Consider the following 20,731-nt stretch of genomic DNA (forward strand, 5'->3'; position numbering starts at 1 on the left):
CGTGGGGTAATCTAACGCACAGCCGACGTGAACCGAGAAATTCGCCCGTAGGGAGACCTGTCGGACTCTCTTTTCGGACGCTCGGACTGCGCGAGCACCACAGACGATTTATCAGGTGAATTACACACAGGAGGTCGACGAAGACCCATGACGAATATCGTTGTTTTGATCAAGCAGGTCCCCGACACATGGTCCGAGCGCAAGCTGACCGACGGCGACTACACGCTTGACCGTGAAGCCGCCGACGCAGTCCTCGACGAGATCAACGAGCGCTCCGTCGAAGAAGCACTCCTCATCAAGGAAGCTCAGGGCGGTGAGGTAACGGTGCTGTCCGCAGGTCCCGACCGCGCCACCGACGCGATCCGCAAGGCTCTCTCGATGGGCGCCGACAAGGCCGTCCACATCAACGACCCGGCACTGCACGGCTCCGACGCGATCCAGACCGCATGGACGCTCGCTGCTGCTCTCGGCCAGATCACCTTCGAGAACGACGAGCCTGCCGACCTGATCATCGCCGGCAACGAGGCCACCGACGGCCGCGTCGGCGCTGTTCCGGCCATCATCGCCGAGTACCTGGGCATCCCGCAGCTCACGCAGCTGCGCAAGGTCGTCGTCGCCGACGGCAAGATCACCGGTGAGCGCGAGACCGACGAGGGCGTCTTCGGCCTCGAGGCTTCGCTGCCCGCGATCGTCTCGGTCACCGAGAAGATCAACGAGCCGCGCTTCCCGTCCTTCAAGGGCATCATGGCCGCGAAGAAGAAGGAAGTTCTCGTCTACACGCTGGCCGACCTCGGAGTCGACCCGGAGACCGTCGGAGTTGCCAACGCCGGCACCACCGTGACGTCCTCCACCCCCAAGCCCCCCCGTACCGCTGGTGAGCGCATCGTCGACGAGGGAGACGGTGGCACCAAGATTGCCGCGTACCTCGTCAGCAACAAGGTCATCTGATCGCGCCCTTCTAGACATCCAGCAGAAGAACTCAGGGAGAGTTAAGTCATGGCAGAAGTACTTGTGCTCGTAGAGCACGCAGAGGGTGCGCTGAAGAAGGTCAGCACCGAACTCATCACCGCTGCACGCGCACTCGGTGAGCCGTCGGCAGTTGTCGCCGGCCCCGCGGGCACCGCAGCAAAGCTCGCCGACGCTCTGGCAGCAGCCGGCGCCGAGAAGATCTACGTCGCCGAGTCCGACGACATCGACGGCTACCTCGTCACCCCCAAGGTCGACGTTCTCGCCGCTCTGGTCGAGTCCACCAGCCCGGCAGCAGTCATCACCGCAGCCGGCACCGAGGGCAAAGAGGTTGCCGGTCGTCTGGCCGCACGTCTGGGCTCCGGATTGCTGACCGACGTCATCGAGATCAAGGCTGACGGCACCGGCGTCCACTCCATCTTCGGTGGCGCGTTCACTGTCGAGGCCAAGGCCAACGGCGACGTTCCGGTCTACTCGGTTCGTCCGGGCGCAGTCGAGGCTGCTCCGCAGGCCGGCGCAGGCGAGCAGATCACCGTCGAGGTTCCGGCCCAGGACGAGAGTGCCGTCAAGGTCACCTCGCGTGAGCCCATCGTCGGCGGCGACCGCCCGGAGCTCACCGAGGCGTCGGTTGTCGTCTCCGGTGGACGTGGTGTCGGCAGCGCGGACAAGTTCTCCGTCGTCGAAGAGCTGGCCGACTCCCTCGGCGCTGCAGTCGGTGCTTCGCGTGCCGCTGTGGACTCGGGTTACTACCCCGGACAGTTCCAGGTCGGTCAGACCGGTAAGACGGTCTCGCCGCAGCTGTACATCGCGCTCGGCATTTCCGGTGCCATCCAGCACCGTGCCGGCATGCAGACGTCCAAGACCATCGTCGCGGTCAACAAGGACGAAGAGGCACCCATCTTCGAGATCGCCGACTTCGGCATCGTGGGCGACCTGTTCAACGTCGCACCGCAGCTCACCGAAGCTGTGAAGTCCCACAAGGGCTGAAAAGCACAAACTGCTGTGCGCCTTTATCAACCCCCCGCGGTTGATAAAGGCGCACAGTGCTTTATTCACCCGGCCTGCATCGGCATGTCACTTCGTCGATACCGAGACGCCGTTCGCGCTCGATAAACCTTGCGCATGACAATTACGTCAGTCCTTCGCTCCGCGAGTGACAATCTCGGCCGTGAGGTCGCCCAGCCGAGATATTCCCTGATCGTCTCCTCCGACCGCGAGCATCGTGTCGCTGCGCAGCGCCTTCGATACCGAGTGTTCGCCTCCGAGCCAGGCTTCTCCCTCCCCGCTTCGGCCGGGGTGTTCGAACTCGACGCCGACGCCTTCGACGAATTCTGTGATCATCTTCTCGTTCGCGACAACATCACCGAGGAGTACGTCGGCTGCTACCGAATGCTGCCGCCGGATTCCGCTGCGGCGGCCGGTGGGTATTACACCGCAACGGAATTCGACATCTCCGCGCTCGATCCGGTGGCGAACAGGATCGTCGAAATGGGTCGCGCGTGCGTCGATCCCGCTCACCGCACCGGATCCGTCCTGAGCCTGATGTGGTCGGGCATCCTGCACTATCTCGAATTGACCGGATACGAGTGGGTGATGGGCTGCGTCTCCGTGCCCGTCTTGCCGAGCCCCGATTCAATTGCCGGCGCCGATGTCCGCGGCGTCCGTGACTTCGTGATGAACAAGCACGCCAGTCCGGGGTCGCGGCGGGTGATCCCACGAAACCCGGTGGTCCTCGGGGGTCTGACGCTCGACGAGATCGCCGCACCGGAACGCGTGACGATGCCACCGTTGCTCCGTGGTTACTTGCGGATGGGCGCGATGATCTGCGGGGAACCTGCTCACGATCCCGAGTTCGGTGTGGCCGATTTTGTTGCGCTGCAAGGCCTTCACTCCGCCAACAAGCGGTACCTCGAACGGCTGCGATCGGCGGCCGCCGCACACGAGTCGGGGATCGGCTGATGACCGCGGCGGTGCCGTACTGGGTGCCGACGAGCCCCTGCGGCGACGGGTGCCTACCCGCGGACGCACCCGGTGTGTCGAGTATCACCGTGATGGCCCGCGGGGTCATGGTCGGTGCCGCACTGTTGACTGCGCCTGTGCTTTCGGCCGGCTGGCTCCTCCCGCGCACCTGGCGTACTGAGATGCAACGCGGATACTCGCGCGCGTTGCTTCGTTGTCTGGGGATGAAGCTGACGGTCGACGACCAGCGGTTGGGGCGCGCGGAACCTGACGGGGTCATGGTTGTCGCCGGTCACGTGTCCTGGACCGACGTCCTCGTCGCGAGCGCCGTTGCTCCGGCCAACTTCGTCGCCCGCGCCGACCTGCTCGACTGGGCAGTGCTCGGCGGTCTCGCGCGCCGGATGCGCGTCGTCCCCATCGACCGCGCTCGCCTGCGTGAACTCCCCGGAACCGTCGACGTCGTTCGCGAACGCCTGCAGCGAGGTGTCCGGGTGATGGTGTTCCCCGAGGGAACGACCTGGTGCGGGCGGGCGTACGGCGGTTTTCGTCCGGCGATGTTCCAAGCAGCCGTCGACGCCGAATGCCCGGTTCAGCCGATGGCGATCCGCTACGAGAACGCCGACGGTTCCCTGTGCACCGGACCCTGCTTTGTCGGCACCGAAACGATCGGTCAGTCCATCCGTCGGATCCTGCGTCAGAAGAACGTCGAGGTGAAGGTCAGGCTGGCTCCGCTCGAGGAGGCAGGGGAGTGTCGAGCCGATCTCGCGCAGCGATGCGAGAGCGCCGTACGCGGCGTCGACATCATCGATCTGGCAGCTCACGACATCTTCGACCCCGCACCGGAACTCGTGACACAAGCCATGGGACAAATCGATCCTTCCCCGGCGATGAGCGCTTAGCCTGCTGAGCGAGGCTGGTCGAACTCTCGTGCTGGGCTATCCTTGTCAAGCCATGACTCTGCCTGCACACAGTGCCCACGCCGGATTTCCGGTGTACCTCGATCATGCCGCCACGACTCCGATGTCGGCAGCCGCTATCGAGGCGATGACCGATACCTTCAAAACCGTGGGCAACGCGTCCTCGCTGCACGGCTCCGGCCGTGCGGCCCGGCGCCGCGTCGAGGAATCGCGCGAATCGATCGCCGCCAGCCTGGGTGCGCGGCCGTCGGAGGTCATCTTCACCTCCGGAGGCACCGAGAGCGATAATCTCGCGGTCAAGGGCATCTACTGGGCTCGCCGTGACGCAGACCCGCGACGCACTCGCATCCTGGCCAGCTCCGTCGAGCATCATGCTGTGCTCGACGCCGTCGAGTGGCTCGAGCAGCACGAGGGCGCGCGCGTGACGTGGTTGCCGGTCGACGAGAACGGTGTCGTCGACCCGCAGACCTTGCGTGACGAGCTTTCCGTCCACGCCGACGAGGTAGCACTCGTGACGGTGATGTGGGCCAACAACGAGGTCGGCTCGATCATGCCGATCGTGGAGTTGGCGGAGATTTCGGCTGAGTTCGAGATTCCGATGCACAGCGACGCGGTTCAGGCAGTTGCACAATTGCCGGTCGATTTCGCGGCGAGCAAGTTGTCCGCGCTGAGCATCGCGGCACACAAGTTCGGTGGTCCGCACGGCGTCGGCGCACTGCTGCTCGGACGCCAGGTTCCGTGTGTGCCGCTCCTCCACGGCGGCGGACACGAACGTGATCTGCGTTCGGGCACTCCGGATACTGCGGGCGTTGTCGGGATGGCTGCGGCGCTGCGCGCAAACGTCGAGAACTTCGATTCCAGCACAAGGGAATTGGCGCAGTTGCGTGACCGTTTGATCGACGGAGTCCTGGAGATCCTTCCCGAGTCGGTGCTCAACGGCCCGACCGGTTCCGATCGGCTTCCCGGTAACGCGCACTTCACCTTCCCCGGTTGCGAGGGCGATTCGTTGCTGATGCTGCTCGACGCTGCCGGTATCGAATGTTCCACCGGTTCGGCCTGCACCGCCGGTGTGGCCAGGGCCAGCCACGTCTTGATCGCGATGGGCGTCGAATCGCCCGTCGCGCGTGGCTCACTGAGATTTTCGCTCGGACATACGTCGAGTGTCACCGATGTGGACGCGCTCATCGCTGCGCTTCCACAAGTAGTAGAGCGCGCTCGGGCCGCCGGTCTTGCCGGTGCCGGTTCGCGTGGAGGGGATCGCTGATGCGAGTACTCGCAGCCATGAGCGGAGGTGTCGACTCCGCTGTCGCCGCCGCCCGCGCTGTCGCCGCCGGACACGACGTCGTCGGCGTTCATCTTGCTTTGTCCACGGCGCCGGGCGCATTGCGGACGGGTTCGCGTGGATGCTGCTCGAAGGAAGATGCCGGCGACGCCAGGCGCGCCGCCGACGTTCTCGGAATACCCTTCTACGTCTGGGATTTCGCCGATCGCTTCAAGGAAGACGTGATCGACGACTTCGTGGCGTCGTACGCAGCGGGTGAGACCCCCAATCCGTGCCTGCGCTGCAACGAGAAGATCAAGTTCACCGCACTCGCCGACCGTGCAGTCGCTCTCGGCTTCGACGCCGTGGCGACCGGTCACTACGCGCGCCTCGAAGACGGCGTCCTGCGCCGGGCAGTCGACGCTGACAAGGACCAGTCGTATGTCCTCGGTGTGCTGACGGCTGAGCAGCTTTCGCGAGCGATGTTCCCGATCGGTGACACACCGAAAGAACAGATCCGCGAGGAAGCCGCCGAGCGCGGTCTGGCTGTGGCGAACAAGCCTGACAGTCACGACATCTGCTTCATCCCGACCGGCGACACACGAGCATTCCTGGGTGCGCGCATCGGCGTTCGTCCGGGAAGCGTCGTCGACGCCGATTCGGGTGAAGTCCTCGCTGCACACGACGGCGTACACGGCTTCACGATCGGACAGCGCAAGGGTCTCGGCGTCGAAGGTCCGGCGGGTGACGGCCGTCCGCGGTACGTGACCGCGATCGAGCCCGAAACCGGAACGGTCCGAGTGGGTTCGGCCAAGAATCTCGACGTCTGGGCCATCTCGGCGCAGCGTGCGATCTGGACCTCGGGCCAGGCGCCGGAGGGCCCCGTCGAATGCATGGTGCAGGTTCGTGCGCACGGTGGACTGGCGCAGGCCGTTGCGGAGGCCGTCGACGACGGTACTTCAAGCGGCGGTATCTCGATCTCGTTGCGCGAACCACTGACCGGCGTCGCAAAGGGACAGGCCGTCGTGTTGTATCGCCCCGACCGCGAACTGGGCGACCAGGTTCTCGGCAGTGGCACCATCTCGGGTACCGAATCCGAGCCGAACACACTGTGACGCAGCAGGTTTCCATCGGTGGTCTCGTCACCGGAATCGGATCCTGGCCGGGCACGGATGCCCGCGAAAGTGCCGCAACCATCCTCGGCGAGCTGGGTGGTTTCCCGCATCTGGTGGAGTTGCCGAGCCGCGGACTCGGCGCTGACATGGTCGGCCGGGCGGGGGCAATTCTGGTCGATATCAACCTCGACGCCTCGACCCGTGCCTATCGAGTCGTGCCTCGGAGGGGCAATGTCGCGAAGCGAGCCGAGGACTTTCTGAATCAGGATCTCGACGCGCTCGAGGAAGCCTGGGAGTCAGCGCGCTTGGTCGGCGAAGACCACGTCGTCAAGCTCCAAGTCGCCGGCCCGCTGACACTCGGCGCCGAGATCGAAGTCGCAAACGGTTCGCGAGTTCTCGTCGACCGCGGTGCGCTCCGCGACGTCGCAGAATCACTCGGTGAGGGTCTCGCGCGTCATGCGGCCGAGGTCACTCGCCGCACCGGCGCCGCAGTGGTGATCCAGTTGGACGAGCCGCAGATCGCGGCAGTTCTGGCCGGTTCGCTGCCTGGGCGCACCAAGATGGAGAGCGTTCCGGCACTGCCGGAACCCGAGGCACTCGCCGTACTCGACTCGACGATCAGCGGTTGCGGACAGCCCACAATCGTCCACAGCTGCGGCACAGACATGCCGTGGGATCTACTGAGGCGAAGCCAGGCGTTCGGCGTGAGCTTCGACATGTCGCTCATCGGCTCACGCGATCTCGACGGTATCGGCCAGTTGTTCGACGCCGGCAAGGAATTGGCGCTCGGTCTGGTTCCGTCCGTGGAGCCGGAAAAGCCGGTGACGTGGAAAGAGTGTGCGATGCCCGCCGTCACACTGGTAGATCGTCTCGGCTTCTCGCGTGAACTCCTGCAGACCCAGGTCGCGATCACTCCGCGTTGCGGTCTTTCGGGTGCGAACCTCGACTGGGCTCGTGCCGCCCTTCGGCTGTGTACAGACGTCGGCAAGGCATTGGTGGACGATCCGTCGGCGTTCTAGTGTGTGCGTTCCGATGTGAGTCGTGTGGTGTGTCGGTGTGAACCGATAATCTTCTAGCTGTGACTGAAACCGCGGATGCAATGCAGCCAGCGCCCAACGAGGCGCGCGAGCAGTGGACGGAGCTGGCCGAAGAGGTACGCCAGCATCAGTTCCGCTACTACGTTCGTGATGCGCCCGTCATTTCGGACGGTGCATTCGACACATTGCTCGGGCAGCTCAATGCTCTCGAAGAGCAGTACCCGGATCTGCGAACTCCCGACTCTCCGACGCAACTCGTCGGTGGCGGATTCGCGACGGACTTCACGTCCGTCGACCACCTCGAGCGGATGCTCAGCCTCGACAACGTCTTCGACGAGTCGGAGCTCCGAGCATGGATCGCCAAGGTAGAGCAGGAAACCGGGCCGGAACTGCACTATCTCTGTGAAGTGAAAATCGATGGTGTCGCCCTCAATCTCGTCTACGAGAACGGCAAACTCGTTCGTGCCGCAACCCGCGGTGACGGTCGTACGGGCGAGCTGGTCACGCTCAACGCTCTGACGATCAACGACATCCCGGAGCGCCTTACCGCCACGGACGAGTACCCGATTCCGAGCCTGCTCGAGGTGCGTGGCGAGGTGTTCTTCCGCCTCGAGGACTTCGCAGCACTCAATGCCTCCCTGGTGGAGGAGGGGAAGGCGCCGTTCGCCAATCCGCGCAACTCCGCGGCGGGCTCCCTGCGTCAGAAGAATCCTGCCGTCACCGCGCGTCGCCGCCTCGGAATGATCTGCCACGGGTTCGGGCGCATGGAAGGTTTCGAGCCGGCCTCGCAGTACGACGCCTACGTGGCCCTCGCCGCCTGGGGTCTGCCGGTGTCCACGCACACCTCACGGGTGGTCGGCGCCGACGCCGTGGTCGAGAAGATGAAGTACTGGGGAGAACACCGCCACGACGTCGAGCACGAGATCGACGGGTTGGTGGTCAAGGTCGACGAGATGTCGTTACATCGACGTCTGGGCACCACGTCGCGCGCACCACGGTGGGCTATCGCGTACAAGTACCCGCCGGAAGAGGTCACGACCAAGCTCCTCGACATCCGGGTCAGTGTCGGACGTACGGGTCGTGTGACGCCGTTCGCGTACATGGAACCCGTCACGGTGGCGGGTTCCACTGTGTCCTTGGCCACGCTGCACAACGGCTCGGAGGTCAAGCGCAAGGGTGTGCTGATCGGCGACACCGTGGTGTTGCGCAAGGCCGGAGACGTCATCCCCGAGGTTCTCGGTCCCGTGGCAGACGTTCGTGACGGTACCGAGCGCGAGTTCGTCATGCCGACACATTGTCCCGAGTGCGGCACGTTGTTGGCACCCGCGAAAGAGGGCGACGTCGACGTGCGATGCCCCAATCAGCAGTACTGCCCGGCGCAGTTGCGCGAGCGCGTGTTCCACGTCTCGGGGCGCGGTGCATTCGACATCGAGGTGCTCGGTTACGAGGCCGCGACCGGGCTGTTGGAGGCGAAGGTCATCGGCGACGAGGGCGATCTCTTCTCACTCGACGCCGAGAAACTGATCGAAGTTCCGATCTTCCGCACCAATGCGGGATCCCTGTCCGCCAACGGAAAACGCTTGCTGGCCAACCTGGATTCGGCCAAGGACAAGCCGCTGTGGAGAGTGCTTGTGGCACTGTCGATTCGGCACGTCGGCCCCACTGCCGCGAGGGCGTTGGCCGGCGAATTCGGCTCGCTGCAACGCATTCGGGAAGCCTCGGTCGACGAGTTGGCTGCAGTCGACGGCGTCGGATCGACTATCGCCGCCGCCGTCGTGGAGTGGTTCTCCGTCGACTGGCACCAGCAGATCGTCGACAAGTGGGCGTCGGCCGGAGTACGCATGGAGGACGAACGCGACGATTCGATTCCGCGCAATCTCGAGGGCCTCTCGATCGTCGTCACCGGTTCGCTCGAGACCTACTCGCGTGATCAGGCGAAGGAAGCGATTCTGGTGCGCGGCGGCAAGGCGGCAGGGTCGGTCTCGAAGAAGACTGCGTTTGTCGTCGTCGGTGAAGCGCCCGGTTCCAAGCACGACAAGGCGGTCGAATTGGGTGTGCCGGTGCTCGACGAAGACGGCTTCCGGCGGTTGCTCGAAGATGGCCCGGATGCGGTCGCTCCCACCGATTTGGACGAACCAGAGTGACTTTGTCCGATTTCTGAGATTGGTGTGCTGGGTGCGATAGTGACGCCATGATCGAGATTCGTGAAGTTCTACCGGCTGAGTTCGAGACCGTCGGGGAGCTGACTGTGCAGTCGTACGTGGGTGGCGGATTTGTCGCCGGCGGATCGCCGTACGCGGAGCGCCTGCGAGACACCGCAACTCGGGTGGAGCAGGGCCGGGTGCTGGTTGCGGTTCTCGGTGACGAAGTCGTGGGCTCGTTGACGATCGCAGAACCCGGCACGCCCTTCGCGGATGTTGCGCAGAAGGGCGAACTCGAGTTCCGCATGCTCGCAGTCTCGCCGCAAGCTCGGGGATCGGGCGCCGGAACCGCATTGGTTCGCGCAGTGATCGCCGAAGCCTACGACCGCGGCGATCACTCGGTGGTCATCTCGACGCAGCCCGAGATGGTCGATGCCCGTCGTATCTACGACCGCAACGGTTTCGTCCCCGATCCCGAGCGGGCGTGGGAGCCGATTCGCGGTATGGAACTGACCGTCATGGTTCGCGGCCTGGCCTGATCAGCCAGCCTGGTCAACCCAGTACCGTCGCCACGATTCCTGCGAGGTAGCCGAGGCGGGCTATCTCCGAAGGGCGGAATTCGGGCCCACCGGGACGACCGAGCATGAGGACTCGATTGCCGGAGCCGAGAGGTGCGGCAGCGAGGCTGGTGTTCATGTCGCGCCATACGTCCGGAACCCAGTCGGCCTCGCCGTCGAGGGCGGTGGGCTTGTCCAGTGGCATCCACGGAATGTCGGTGGCGTGGGTTTCCGGCGCGCCGGCGCTACCGACGACGCGGTACGCACCGTGCTTGCCGATGTCCGCGACGACGCACCAGCCGACTCGCAGTACACGCGGCGCGCCGTCGACGAGGACCTGTAGTCGATCGTTTCGGGCCGTCGCAACGGAATCTATGAGTTCGAGCTCGCGGTGAGTGTCGAGAATCCCGGCGTAGGGGCGGATCGAATCGACCAGCACGTCCGGTAGATGCTCGGCAGCGGTGATCAAGGTGTCGGGCAGCGCGCCCGGTTCGACGTCGACCACGAGGTCGTCGATGGCAAAACCGTCACCTCGTTCCACGACGTCGAGGGAGAGGATGTCTGCGCCCACGGATCCGAGAGCTACGGCGAGCGCGCCGAGGCTGCCTGGTCGATCGGGCAGTTGGACGCGAAGCAGGTACGACACGTGCGTGCCTTTCGCTGATCGGTTCTCGCCCGGATCACGTCGACCCGGGCCTGACTCATCTTTGCACTTGCCCAACCTGCGATGGTGGGCGCCGCGGCGGCGTCACGCCGGATGCACATGCTTGTCACACGAGCGAAACACACCGCGGGCATCCGGCGTGGCGATCGACACAGTGAGCGTGCTCGTCGTTCGATACAGCAGGCGTGCTTACAGGTCTGTCGCGGCGAGCAACTAGGCTGGACCGGCAATGTTCACGTCCTCTTCCGAAAGGGGCCCCGCGGTGCCTGCCATCTCCCGTGACGAGGTCGCGCACCTCGCGCGGCTGTCCAGACTCGCCCTGTCCGATGCCGAACTCGACGAGTTCGCCGGTCAGTTGGATTCGATTCTCAACCACGTCAAGGTGGTCACCGAGGTTGCGGCCGACGACGTCCCGCCCATGGCGAATCCCAATGCCGTCACCAACGTGACGCGCCCCGACGTGATCGTGCCCGGGTTGACCCCCGAGCAGGCATTGTCCGGAGCACCCGCAGTCGAACAGGATCGCTTTGCGGTTCCGCAGATCCTTGGAGAGGGCGAATGACCGATCTGACCACGCTGGACGCCGCTGAGCTGGCCGGCAAGATCCACTCGCGTGAGGTGTCCTCGGTAGAGGTCACGCAGGCGCATCTCGACCGCATCGCGGCCGTCGACACCGAGTACCACGCCTTCCTGCACGTTGCAGGCGAACAGGCTCTCGAAGCCGCCGCAGCAGTGGACAACTCGCTCGCAGGCGGAAACGAACCCGCCTCGGCACTCGCCGGCGTTCCGATCGCGTTGAAGGACATCTTCACCACGACGGACATGCCGACCACCTGTGCGTCGAAGATTCTCGAAGGCTGGGTCGCGCCGTACGACGCGACTCTGACCTCCAAGCTGCGCGCTGCCGGCATCCCGATCCTCGGCAAGACGAACCTCGACGAGTTCGCGATGGGCTCTTCGACCGAGAACTCGGCCTTCGGCCCGACGCGTAACCCGTGGGACGTCACCCGCATCCCCGGTGGCTCGGGCGGCGGTAGTGCAGCGGCGCTCGCGTCCCGTCAGGCCCCGCTGGCCATCGGCACTGACACCGGCGGTTCGATCCGTCAGCCCGCTGCGGTCACCGCAACGGTCGGCACCAAGCCGACGTACGGAACTGTCTCACGCTTCGGACTCGTCGCGTGCGCCTCCTCGCTCGATCAGGGCGGTCCCTGTGGCCGCACCGTGCTCGACACCGCTCTGCTGCACGAGGTCATCGCCGGGCACGATCCGCGTGACTCCACGTCCATCGACGCCCCCGTGCGTCCGGTGGTCGCTGCGGCACGTGAAGGTGCAGCCGGCGACCTGCGCGGCGTCAAAGTCGGTGTGGTCAAGGAACTTCACTCCGACAGCTACCAGCCAGGCGTCATCGCTTCCTTCGATGCTGCCGTCGAGCAGCTCAAGGCACTCGGTGCCGAGGTTGTCGAGGTCTCGTGCCCGAGCTTCGAGCACGCGCTCGCGTCGTACTATCTGGTGCTGCCCAGTGAGGTCTCGTCCAACCTGGCCCGCTTCGACGCGATGCGCTACGGACTGCGTGTCGACGACGGCAACATGAGTGCCGACCAGGTCATGGCGGCAACCCGCGCCGCCGGTTTCGGTCCGGAGGTCAAGCGCCGCATCATGATCGGTACCTACGCACTGTCCTCGGGCTACTACGACGCCTACTACGGTTCGGCGCTCAAGGTCCGTACGCTCATCGCGCGCGATTTCGACAAGGCCTACGAGAAGGTGGACGTACTGGTCTCGCCGACCAGCCCGTTCACGCCGTGGAAGTTGGGGGAGAAGGTCGGCGATCCGTTGGCCATGTACCTCTCCGACCTGTGCACGCTGCCGACCAACCTGGCCGGACACTGCGCGATGTCGGTCCCATCGGGTCTGTCCGCGGACGACAACCTGCCGGTGGGCTTGCAGATCATGGCGCCCGCCATGGCTGACGAGCGCCTCTACCGTGTCGGTGCGGCCTACGAAGCTGCACGCGGCCCGATCGCGACTGCAGTCTGACCTGTTTGCTGTGCGCCTTTATCAACCCCCCCGCGGTTAATAAAGGCGCACAGCAGTTTCAGGAGCAAGTTCTCAGGGCCGTCCCCTGATCGGTTCCGTAGCGATGGCCGTGACCGGCGGGGACACCGAGCGAACCGAGCATGTCGACGGTGGTCTGCAAGAACGTGACACCCGGGATCCACTGCGGGATCGGTGCATCTTGCACGGCACGGCTCAGATCCGGTTTCTGTGTCGCGAGGGCAGGTGACCACCACACCACCGGGTCGGAAGTGTTCGCGAGGACGGTTGCGCCGTCCGTTCGTGTCGCGCCCGCCGGGGGACCGGCCCACAACACGTCGCACGCGGTGGTGGGACTGCCCTCGGACAAAGCCTCGGTCAGTGCGGCGCTGCCGCCGACGGCGCCGAGGCTCTGTCCGTAGAGGAACAGGTCCGGTCGATCCTCGGCGGGCATAGCGGCAATGTGGCTGCCGACGGCGGTGAACAGAGCGGTTGCCGATTCTTCGGCGTCGTCGCGGCTGAACAGGAATGTCGCCCAACTGGGTGCGTCGGAGTATTGCTGCCCGACTATTGCGACGTCGCCGCCGAACCGTTGCTCGATACCGTCGACTGCATGCGTGTCGATCCACCCCGATCCGGTCGGAACGGCCACTACGACGCTGTTGCGGGCAAAGCCGCCGACGCGATCGAGTTCGCTCACCGCGAGAGCGGCACGTGATGCAGTGTCGGGTGCCGAATCCAAACCGGCGTAGACACGCACCGAGTCTTCGCCTGCTGCGACGAATTTGCGTCCCTCCGCCCCCATCGACGTCCACGAGATGAGAGATTCGGGGCTGCCTGACACAGAGGCCGAAAGTGGCTGTGTCAGAGCAGTGTCGATGTACGCGTTGGACTTGTCGAACGAATCGGCGAGGCCGTTCCACACGACGGGACCGACTATCAACTGCACCCCGAGAATACCCATGACCAGTGCGCCGACGCTCCGCGCGAAACCCATCCACCGCAGCGCCTTCGAAATTCCGATCCCGATGCCCCAGAGACCAAGTGCGGTCAGTGCTGAAATGCAACCCGCCTCCGCCCAGTGGAGAAGTCCGGCAGACGGTGCGCCCATCGCCGCTCGCAACGAGTTCTGCCAACCGGCGGCGGCGAACATCGCAACTGCGGTGCCGGCAGTCGACAACCCGAACGCGGTGATGCGCCAATGACGTTCGTCGAATCGGGCCTTGACCCGGTCGGGGACGAGCCGACGGGCTACCGCGGAGAACGCCCACATCGCCAGTAGTCCGGCCGCGACGAGCAGACCGCTGAACACCCCTTGTAGTACGGCTGATCGCGGCAGGAGTCCGGGAGCCAGCGAGATGGCGGACATCGCTGCCACGGCGACGCTCGTGGACACGCGGGGGAGTGCGAGCGCCCCGACTCGGGCGAGGACGGGGGTCCGTGACGCATTCAGAACGCTCATGCTGCAATCGCTTTCGGGGAGTAGGAGAACTCGTTCGACGGGTCGAGGCGCCGCGATCGCATCAGGGTGAAGCCGAAGGCGGAGACTGCCAGAACACCGGCCGTGCCGTAACCGAATCCCGATTCCGCGACCGGCGTCAGATAGCTTTGGCGCCAGGAGTTTCCGTTCACAGCCGTGACGGCTACATCGGCCATCGCGAAGCAATACCCTCGTGAGAGAAAGGACGTGCGGTCTTCACACGCGGCATGCATTCGCTGGTCGAGCTGACCGTCGAGGACCTGACGTGCCCACGGCCCCAGTTCCGTTCCGTGCGAATGCGCGTAGCGGAGTAGGTCGTAGCCGAGATCGTGCGCTTTGCAGGCCGAGTCGAATTCGTCGGGAAGTGGGACCGGCGACGAGCAGTCGCCGTGGGGATTGGCGAGGTATCCGTCGACGACGGCGGGGGTGTAACCGGCGAATGCCGCAAAGTCCGCCGGGATGGTGGTCGCAGCGTCAGAGGCATCCGCAGTAGTCACGGTGGCGATCGCCCTGGATGCGTTCGAATTCTCGGTGCGCGGCGACTGGGCTCCGCTCGCTCCGGCAGTGACCGTGATCGCTGCCGTTGCAGCCAGCGCCAGGGCAGCCCAGGTGCCGGCGCTTCGAGAGATGTCTTTCACCCGTGTGATCCGCATGCCGTTCACGCTATGAACGGACAATCCTGACGGTCATCGCTCTGTGGAGGGGTTCTCCGACGCGCATTCGGGTGAGAATTCCCTCCCCTGTGATACCTCGGAGGTAGGGGGATCTCACTCTGCAGTATGAGGACTTTCGGGGTTCGCCTTCATAGGCTTGACGAGTGATCAAGGTCCGTAGGAAGAACAAGGGTGCACCGGATGTGCCCACGCCGACATACGCCACCGCCGGGTCGATGCTGTCCGGCCTCGACGGGGCGGTCGTTCATTCGGAGAAAGTGCGCCGGGCAACCAGTTTCGTGGCCCGCGGTCAGTTCTGGAACATCGTCATCGTAGCGATCACTCTGATCCTCTATTCGATTGCCTGGCCGACACTGCAACTGACGCATCATGTTTCGCCGCCGATCATGCCCTTCGTCGCCGCGTTGGCTGCATTTCCGTTCGTCCTGATCCGGATCAACGCTCCGTTGGGGTGGGCGGTGTCGGCGGTCTCGGCGTTGATCATCCCGTTGGTGTTCGACAACACTCCCGGTTACGACTACCCGTGGCAGGTCGTCCACATCATCGTGCTGATGTCGTTGCTGGCCGCAGTGAGTCTGCGGGCGCCCATTCAGGTTGTCGGTGTCGCCTGGATCGCCACGGTGCTGCTCTTCCTCGGCAACGCCCCGGGAAGCGACGGCGCCGGTTGGGCTGTCGGGCTGAGTGCACTGGTCGTCTTCTGCCTGTTGATCCGCTGGTTGGTCCTCTCGCGCCGCCAGTTGGCCAAGCAGGAGGAAGTCAGTGAACTCGAACGCACTCGACGCACGATCCTCGAGGAGAAGGCGCGGATCGCCCGCGACTTGCACGACATCGTGGCCCACCACATGTCGATGGTGGTCGTGCAAGCTCAGAGTGCGCCGTACAGACTCGATGCAGTCACTCCGGAGATCCGAACCGAATTCGAATCGATAAGTGAGACAGGGCGAGCAGCGCTCAACGAGATCCGCGGCCTCCTCGGAGTCCTGCGCAGCGACGGGGACCACATGGTGACAGCTCCGCAACCGGGCGTCGACCAGTTGGACGAACTGTTGCTCGGCAGTACCCGTGCCGGTTTGCCGGTGTCGTGGCGAGTCGACGGTGATCGAGCGTCGGTCTCGGAATCCACGGGCCTTGCGCTCTACCGGATCATTCAGGAGTCGATCACCAACGCGGCCAGGCATTCGCCAGGCGGACCCATCGAGGTCGCCGTGGCCTTCGGTCCGCAATCGGTGAGCGCGCTCGTGAACAACGGACCTTCGCCATTGGGTGGCAATCAGCACTCGGCGTCGGAAACCACTGGTGGCAACGGAATCCGCGGAATGCGAGAGCGGGCTTCGGCGGTGGGCGGCATGCTGCTGGCAAACCGGCGACAGGACGGAGGATTCGAGGTCCGGGCCGAGTTGCCGTCGATGCCCGCCTAGGCTGTCCGAGTGCCCATCACAGTATTCATCGCAGACGACCAGGCGATGGTTCGACAAGGGTTCGGAGCCCTACTCTCCGCCCAGCCCGACATCAGCGTGATCGGCGATGCGCCGGACGGCAAGATCGCCGTCGCCGAGGTCGCGCGATTGCGTCCGGATGTGGTCTTGATGGATGTTCGCATGCCCGAGATGAACGGACTCGACGCTGCCCGCCAGATTCTGTCCGCCGGATGGGAACCACCGGTGCGAGTCCTCATGCTCACCACTTTCGACATCGACGACTACGTCTACGAGGCCCTGAGCGTCGGAGCGAGCGGTTTCATGCTCAAGGACGCACCGGCTGAGGAGCTGATTCGGGCGGTACGCGTCGTTGCCGAAGGGCAGGCTTTGCTGGCGCCGACGGTGACTCGGCGTCTGATTGCCGATGTGACCAGCCGGCGGGCGGCCCCGCGCGCACGGCCCGCAGCGCTGGACGCCCTGACCCCGCGTGAGCGCGAGGTACTCGAACTGATCGCCCGCGGATTGTCCAACGTCGAGATCGCCGAGCGGCTGTTCGTCGCCGAGCAGACCGTCAAGACCCATGTCGGTAAGGTGCTGTCGAAGCTCGATCTGCGCGATCGCGCCCAGGCAGTCGTGTTGGCGTACGAAAGCGGGCTCGTCACGCCAGGTTAGTGATCCCGTGCGGCTCGGCGTTGCGGCTCGGCAACGCCGCTATCCTGCGGCAATACGGTGACTGGGGGAAGATGGACACCAAGATCCACAATCCGGTCACGAGAGGTGCTGCACTATGCGAATCGGAATCCTCACGGGCGGCGGCGACTGCCCGGGCTTGAACGCGGTCATCCGCGCCGTCGTACGTACGTCGGCCGGTCGTTACGGCAGTACCGTGGTCGGATTCCGGGACGGCTGGCGAGGATTGCTCGAGGACCGCAAGGTCCCGCTCGACTCCGATGACCGCATCAACCGCATCCTCACCCGCGGCGGCACGATCCTCGGCACCGCTCGCGTGAACCCCGACAAACTCCGTGCGGGCCTCGATCAGATCAAGCAGACTCTCGACGACAACGGGATCGACGTCCTGATCCCGATCGGCGGCGAAGGCACTCTCACCGCGGCCAGTTGGCTTTCCGAGAGTGGCGTACCCGTGATCGGTGTGCCCAAGACGATCGACAACGACATCGACTGCACTGACGTGACTTTCGGTTTCGACACCGCCTTGGCTGTCGCCACCGACGCCATTGACAGGCTCCACACCACGGCCGAATCGCACCAGCGCGTCATGCTCGTCGAGGTCATGGGCCGGCATGCGGGCTGGATCGCGCTGCAGGCCGGACTGGCGTCGGGGGCACACCTGACTCTGGTTCCGGAACAGCCGTTCGACGTCGACGAGGTGTGCGCGATGGTCAAGAAGCGCTTCCAGCGTGGCGACTCCCACTTCATCTGCGTCGTGGCTGAAGGTGCGATGCCCGATCCCGCGTCGATGACCCTGCGCGAAGGTGGCATAGACGAGTTCGGCCACAAGATCTTCACCGGTGTCGCGCAGCAGCTCGGAAACGAGATCGAGCGCCGGATCGGCAAGGAAGTTCGCACCACCGTCCTCGGGCACATTCAGCGCGGTGGCACCCCGACGCCGCACGACCGCATCCTCGCCACTCGCTTCGGCGTTCATGCCACCGATGCAGCTCACCGCGGAGATTTCGGTCAGATGGTCGCGTTGCACGGAACGTCCATCGACCTCGTTCCGCTCGCCGAGGCGACCCGCAAACTCAAGACGGTGCCCAAGGAGCGCTACGAGGAGGCAGCCGCATTCTTCGGCTGAGCCGCAGACGCATAAACTGATCACCATGACTGCTGTCGATGCGCCCGACATCCTCGATTACGACGAAGTACTGACCAAGTACGAGCCTGTGATGGGTATGGAGGTGCACGTAGAACTCGGCACCGCGACCAAGATGTTCTGCCCGTGCCCCACCGAGTTCGGTGCCGAACCCAATACCCAGGTGTGCCCGGTCTGTCTGGGCATGCCCGGTTCGTTGCCGGTGGTGAACGCAGCCGCTGTCGAGTCCGCGATCCGGATCGGCCTTGCGCTCAACTGCTCCATCACGCCGTGGGGCCGATTCGCACGCAAGAACTACTTCTACCCGGATCAGCCGAAGAACTACCAGATCTCCCAGTACGACGAGCCGATCGCAACCGAGGGATACCTCGACGTGATCCTCGACGACGGCACGACGTGGCGCGTCGAGATCGAGCGCGCCCACATGGAGGAGGACACCGGTAAGTCCCTCCACGTGGGTGGCGCTACCGGTCGTATTCACGGTGCCAGCCATTCGCTGCTCGACTACAACCGTGCGGGCGTTCCCTTGGTGGAGATCGTCACCAAGACCATCCACGGTGCCGGTGAGCGCGCCCCCGAGGTTGCTCGCGCGTACGTCACGGCGCTTCGTGATCTGCTGAAGTCCCTCGACGTCTCCGACGTCCGCATGGACCAGGGATCGATGCGCTGCGACGCCAACATCTCCCTCATGCCGATCGGTTCCACCGAACTGGGGACCCGCACCGAGACCAAGAACGTCAACTCCCTCAAGAGCGTCGAGGTCGCAGTTCGCTACGAAATGCGCCGTCAGGCAGCAGTTCTCGACGCCGGCGGTGAGGTCATCCAGGAGACCCGCCATTTCCAGGAAGGCGACGGCACCACCGCAGCGGGACGCCGGAAGGAAACGGCCGAGGACTACCGCTACTTCCCGGAACCGGATCTCGAGCCCGTCGCTCCGAGCGCCGAGTGGGTCGAAGAACTGCGCGGTACCTTGCCGGAGCTTCCCTGGATTCGCCGTGCGCGGATCCAGAAGGACTGGGGAATCTCCGACGAGGTCATGCGCGACCTCGTCAACGCCGGTGCCATCGATCTGGTGATCGCGACCACCGAGGCCGGTGCTTCGCCCGAGGCAGCGCGCTCCTGGTGGCTGTCCTACCTGTCACAGCAGGCGAACACCCGTGGCGTCGAACTCGGCGCTCTGCCGATCACCCCGGCGCAGGTTGCCCAGGTCGTAGCTCTCATCGACAGCGGCAAGCTCAACAACAAAGTGGCTCGCCAGGTCGTCGATCACGTCCTCGACGGCGAGGGTGACCCGGAGCAGGTTGTCGCGGCCCACCCGGAGTTGGTCGTCGAACGTGACGAAACCAAGCTCAAGGCAGCCGTCGACGAAGCGCTCGCAGCGAACCCCGACATCGCGGACAAGATTCGCAGTGGCAAGGTGCAGGCCGCCGGAAAGATCGTCGGCGACGTCATGAAGGCCACTCGTGGACAGGCAGACGCGGCTCGTGTGAAGGAACTTGTCATCGAGGCGTGCAGCTAGCGCACACTGAATTTCTGACACTGATGCCCGGCCGAATCGAATTCGGCCGGGCATCAGTGTTTTTCGCTGTCGTTTTGCCGCTGTCGGTCTACAGACCAGGGACCACAACCGCGCGGCCGCTGAGCGTTCCGGCGGCCAGTCGTCGATACGCTTCGGCGCCGTTGTCGAGACTGAAGGTCTCCACCGCGATGTCGAAGATGCCGGCGTGCGCCAGGTCGATCAATTCGATCAGCTCGTTGCGGGCACCCCAGTACGGAACAGTCACAGAAGCCTCGTAAGGACTTTGGAAGAACCCGACTTTGGCATGGGCCTGCCCGTCGCCGATCCCGACGATAGTGACGTCCGATCCGACGCCGGCGACAGCCATCGCGGTGTCGATGGTGGGCTGATAGCCGACGAAGTCGAGAACCAGTGCGGCGCCCTGACTTCCGGTGATACTGCGGACGTTCTCGGCCGCGTCCTTGTCGGACAGAACCACTTCGTGAGCGCCTACCTTGGTTGCCAGTTCGAGCTTGTCCGCGCTCACGTCGAGTGCGATGACGGTTGCTGCCGAGAGGTGGCGGAGGAGTTGGATGGCGACATGGCCGAGACCGCCGGTACCGATGACGACGGCGTACGAGCCACCGCGAAGTTTCGGCAGTGAACGCTTGATCGCGTGATACGGAGTCAGACCGGCGTCGGTCAGCGGCACCGTCTTGACCGGATCGAGGTCGCCGATCGGGACGAGGTGGCGAGGTGAATCGACGATCATGAATTCGGCCAACGCGCCGGGTGCACCGAGACCAGGAGGATTGATGCCGAGTTCTTTTGCTCGAGAACAGTAGTTTTCGAGTCCTTGCGAGCAGTGCCAACAGCTGCCACAGCCCCAGGGTCCGTAGACGACGACATTGGTTCCGATGTCGAGCCCTTCGACGCCCTCGCCGACGGCGGCGACCCGGCCGGCGCCCTCGTGGCCGAGCGTGAGAGGAAGGCCGTAGGTGTACTGCTCCTCGGGCAGGCTCATGATGAAGTCGTCCGAGTGGCAGACGCCGGCAGCGGTGACTTCCAGGAGCACTTCACCTGGACCGGGCTCGGGTTTGGGAATCTCCGTGAGTTCGGGTTCTGCGCCGATTCTCGTGTACTGGATTGCCTTCATACCGACTCCTTTGTCGT

Annotated in this window: 19 protein-coding genes; 15 read left to right on the forward strand and 4 right to left on the reverse strand. The window is 64.7% G+C overall.

Features of this window, described 5'->3' with window-relative positions:
- Positions 1-147 precede the first annotated feature (147 nt).
- The 9 genes from PCS43_RS11375 to PCS43_RS11415 all read left to right on the forward strand — a co-directional run bounded on the left by PCS43_RS11375 (position 148) and on the right by PCS43_RS11415 (position 9,935).
- Positions 148-948: an electron transfer flavoprotein subunit beta/FixA family protein gene (locus PCS43_RS11375; protein WP_003944754.1), complete on the forward strand. Its 801-nt coding sequence runs from the start codon at positions 148-150 to the stop codon at positions 946-948.
- Positions 949-996: 48 nt separating this feature from the next.
- Positions 997-1,953: an electron transfer flavoprotein subunit alpha/FixB family protein gene (locus PCS43_RS11380; RefSeq protein ID WP_003944698.1), complete on the forward strand. Its 957-nt coding sequence runs from the start codon at positions 997-999 to the stop codon at positions 1,951-1,953.
- A 135-nt stretch (positions 1,954-2,088) separates the two neighbouring features.
- On the forward strand, positions 2,089-2,925 hold the full coding sequence (locus PCS43_RS11385) for a GNAT family N-acetyltransferase (protein WP_003944707.1): 837 nt from the start codon (positions 2,089-2,091) through the stop codon (positions 2,923-2,925).
- Entirely contained in the window at positions 2,925-3,824 is a 900-nt protein-coding gene (locus tag PCS43_RS11390) for a lysophospholipid acyltransferase family protein (RefSeq protein WP_054827837.1), read from the forward strand. The genes PCS43_RS11385 and PCS43_RS11390 overlap by 1 nt, the downstream gene beginning before the upstream one ends.
- 52 nt (positions 3,825-3,876) lie before the next feature.
- Entirely contained in the window at positions 3,877-5,106 is a 1,230-nt protein-coding gene (locus tag PCS43_RS11395; RefSeq protein WP_019747909.1) for a cysteine desulfurase family protein, read from the forward strand.
- Entirely contained in the window at positions 5,106-6,218 is a 1,113-nt protein-coding gene (gene mnmA / locus PCS43_RS11400; RefSeq protein WP_042447455.1) for a tRNA 2-thiouridine(34) synthase MnmA, read from the forward strand. Before PCS43_RS11395 ends, mnmA begins: the two co-directional genes overlap by 1 nt.
- Complete coding sequence (locus tag PCS43_RS11405; RefSeq protein ID WP_209448589.1) at positions 6,215-7,237, forward strand: methionine synthase; 1,023 nt, start codon at positions 6,215-6,217, stop codon at positions 7,235-7,237. The genes mnmA and PCS43_RS11405 overlap by 4 nt, the downstream gene beginning before the upstream one ends.
- An 80-nt stretch (positions 7,238-7,317) precedes the next feature.
- On the forward strand, positions 7,318-9,399 hold the full coding sequence (gene ligA / locus PCS43_RS11410; RefSeq protein WP_007729389.1) for an NAD-dependent DNA ligase LigA: 2,082 nt from the start codon (positions 7,318-7,320) through the stop codon (positions 9,397-9,399).
- A 47-nt stretch (positions 9,400-9,446) separates the two neighbouring features.
- Positions 9,447-9,935: a GNAT family N-acetyltransferase gene (locus PCS43_RS11415; protein WP_003944764.1), complete on the forward strand. Its 489-nt coding sequence runs from the start codon at positions 9,447-9,449 to the stop codon at positions 9,933-9,935.
- Between the two features lie 13 nt (positions 9,936-9,948).
- Here PCS43_RS11415 and PCS43_RS11420 read toward each other — a convergent pair whose 3' ends face one another.
- A complete protein-coding gene (locus PCS43_RS11420; protein ID WP_003944719.1) occupies positions 9,949-10,599 on the reverse strand; it encodes an amino acid-binding protein in 651 nt (216 codons plus the stop codon).
- 280 nt (positions 10,600-10,879) lie between these two features.
- Between PCS43_RS11420 and gatC the strand changes: the two genes are divergently transcribed.
- Both gatC and gatA read left to right on the forward strand, forming a co-directional pair.
- Positions 10,880-11,179, forward strand: a complete 300-nt coding sequence (gatC, locus tag PCS43_RS11425; protein WP_003944747.1) for an Asp-tRNA(Asn)/Glu-tRNA(Gln) amidotransferase subunit GatC — start codon at positions 10,880-10,882, stop codon at positions 11,177-11,179.
- Positions 11,176-12,654: an Asp-tRNA(Asn)/Glu-tRNA(Gln) amidotransferase subunit GatA gene (gene gatA, locus PCS43_RS11430; protein ID WP_007729384.1), complete on the forward strand. Its 1,479-nt coding sequence runs from the start codon at positions 11,176-11,178 to the stop codon at positions 12,652-12,654. Before gatC ends, gatA begins: the two co-directional genes overlap by 4 nt.
- 58 nt (positions 12,655-12,712) lie before the next feature.
- Here gatA and PCS43_RS11435 read toward each other — a convergent pair whose 3' ends face one another.
- Together PCS43_RS11435 and PCS43_RS11440 are read right to left on the reverse strand one after the other, a co-directional pair.
- Entirely contained in the window at positions 12,713-14,113 is a 1,401-nt protein-coding gene (locus PCS43_RS11435; RefSeq protein WP_209908313.1) for an alpha/beta-hydrolase family protein, read from the reverse strand.
- Complete coding sequence (locus PCS43_RS11440; RefSeq protein WP_083057481.1) at positions 14,110-14,784, reverse strand: hypothetical protein; 675 nt, start codon at positions 14,782-14,784, stop codon at positions 14,110-14,112. The genes PCS43_RS11435 and PCS43_RS11440 overlap by 4 nt, the downstream gene beginning before the upstream one ends.
- Positions 14,785-14,948: 164 nt before the next feature.
- On the opposite strand from PCS43_RS11440, the gene PCS43_RS11445 reads away from it, so the two are divergent.
- The 4 genes from PCS43_RS11445 to gatB all read left to right on the forward strand — a co-directional run bounded on the left by PCS43_RS11445 (position 14,949) and on the right by gatB (position 19,579).
- A complete protein-coding gene (locus PCS43_RS11445) occupies positions 14,949-16,223 on the forward strand; it encodes a sensor histidine kinase (protein ID WP_083057479.1) in 1,275 nt (424 codons plus the stop codon).
- 9 nt (positions 16,224-16,232) lie between these two features.
- On the forward strand, positions 16,233-16,895 hold the full coding sequence (locus tag PCS43_RS11450) for a response regulator (RefSeq protein WP_007729374.1): 663 nt from the start codon (positions 16,233-16,235) through the stop codon (positions 16,893-16,895).
- A gap of 115 nt (positions 16,896-17,010) precedes the next feature.
- Positions 17,011-18,042 (forward strand): ATP-dependent 6-phosphofructokinase, encoded by a 1,032-nt coding sequence (locus PCS43_RS11455; protein ID WP_019747919.1) that lies wholly within the window; start codon positions 17,011-17,013, stop codon positions 18,040-18,042.
- A 25-nt stretch (positions 18,043-18,067) separates the two neighbouring features.
- On the forward strand, positions 18,068-19,579 hold the full coding sequence (gene gatB, locus PCS43_RS11460) for an Asp-tRNA(Asn)/Glu-tRNA(Gln) amidotransferase subunit GatB (protein WP_007729370.1): 1,512 nt from the start codon (positions 18,068-18,070) through the stop codon (positions 19,577-19,579).
- A gap of 88 nt (positions 19,580-19,667) precedes the next feature.
- On the opposite strand, the gene PCS43_RS11465 is transcribed toward gatB, so the two are convergent.
- Entirely contained in the window at positions 19,668-20,714 is a 1,047-nt protein-coding gene (locus tag PCS43_RS11465) for an NAD(P)-dependent alcohol dehydrogenase (protein WP_030535408.1), read from the reverse strand.
- Positions 20,715-20,731: the final 17 nt, after the last annotated feature.

The sequence above is a fragment of the Rhodococcus sp. C-2 genome, from assembly GCF_027854095.1.
GTDB classification, from domain to species: Bacteria; Actinomycetota; Actinomycetes; order Mycobacteriales; family Mycobacteriaceae; genus Rhodococcus_F; species Rhodococcus_F qingshengii.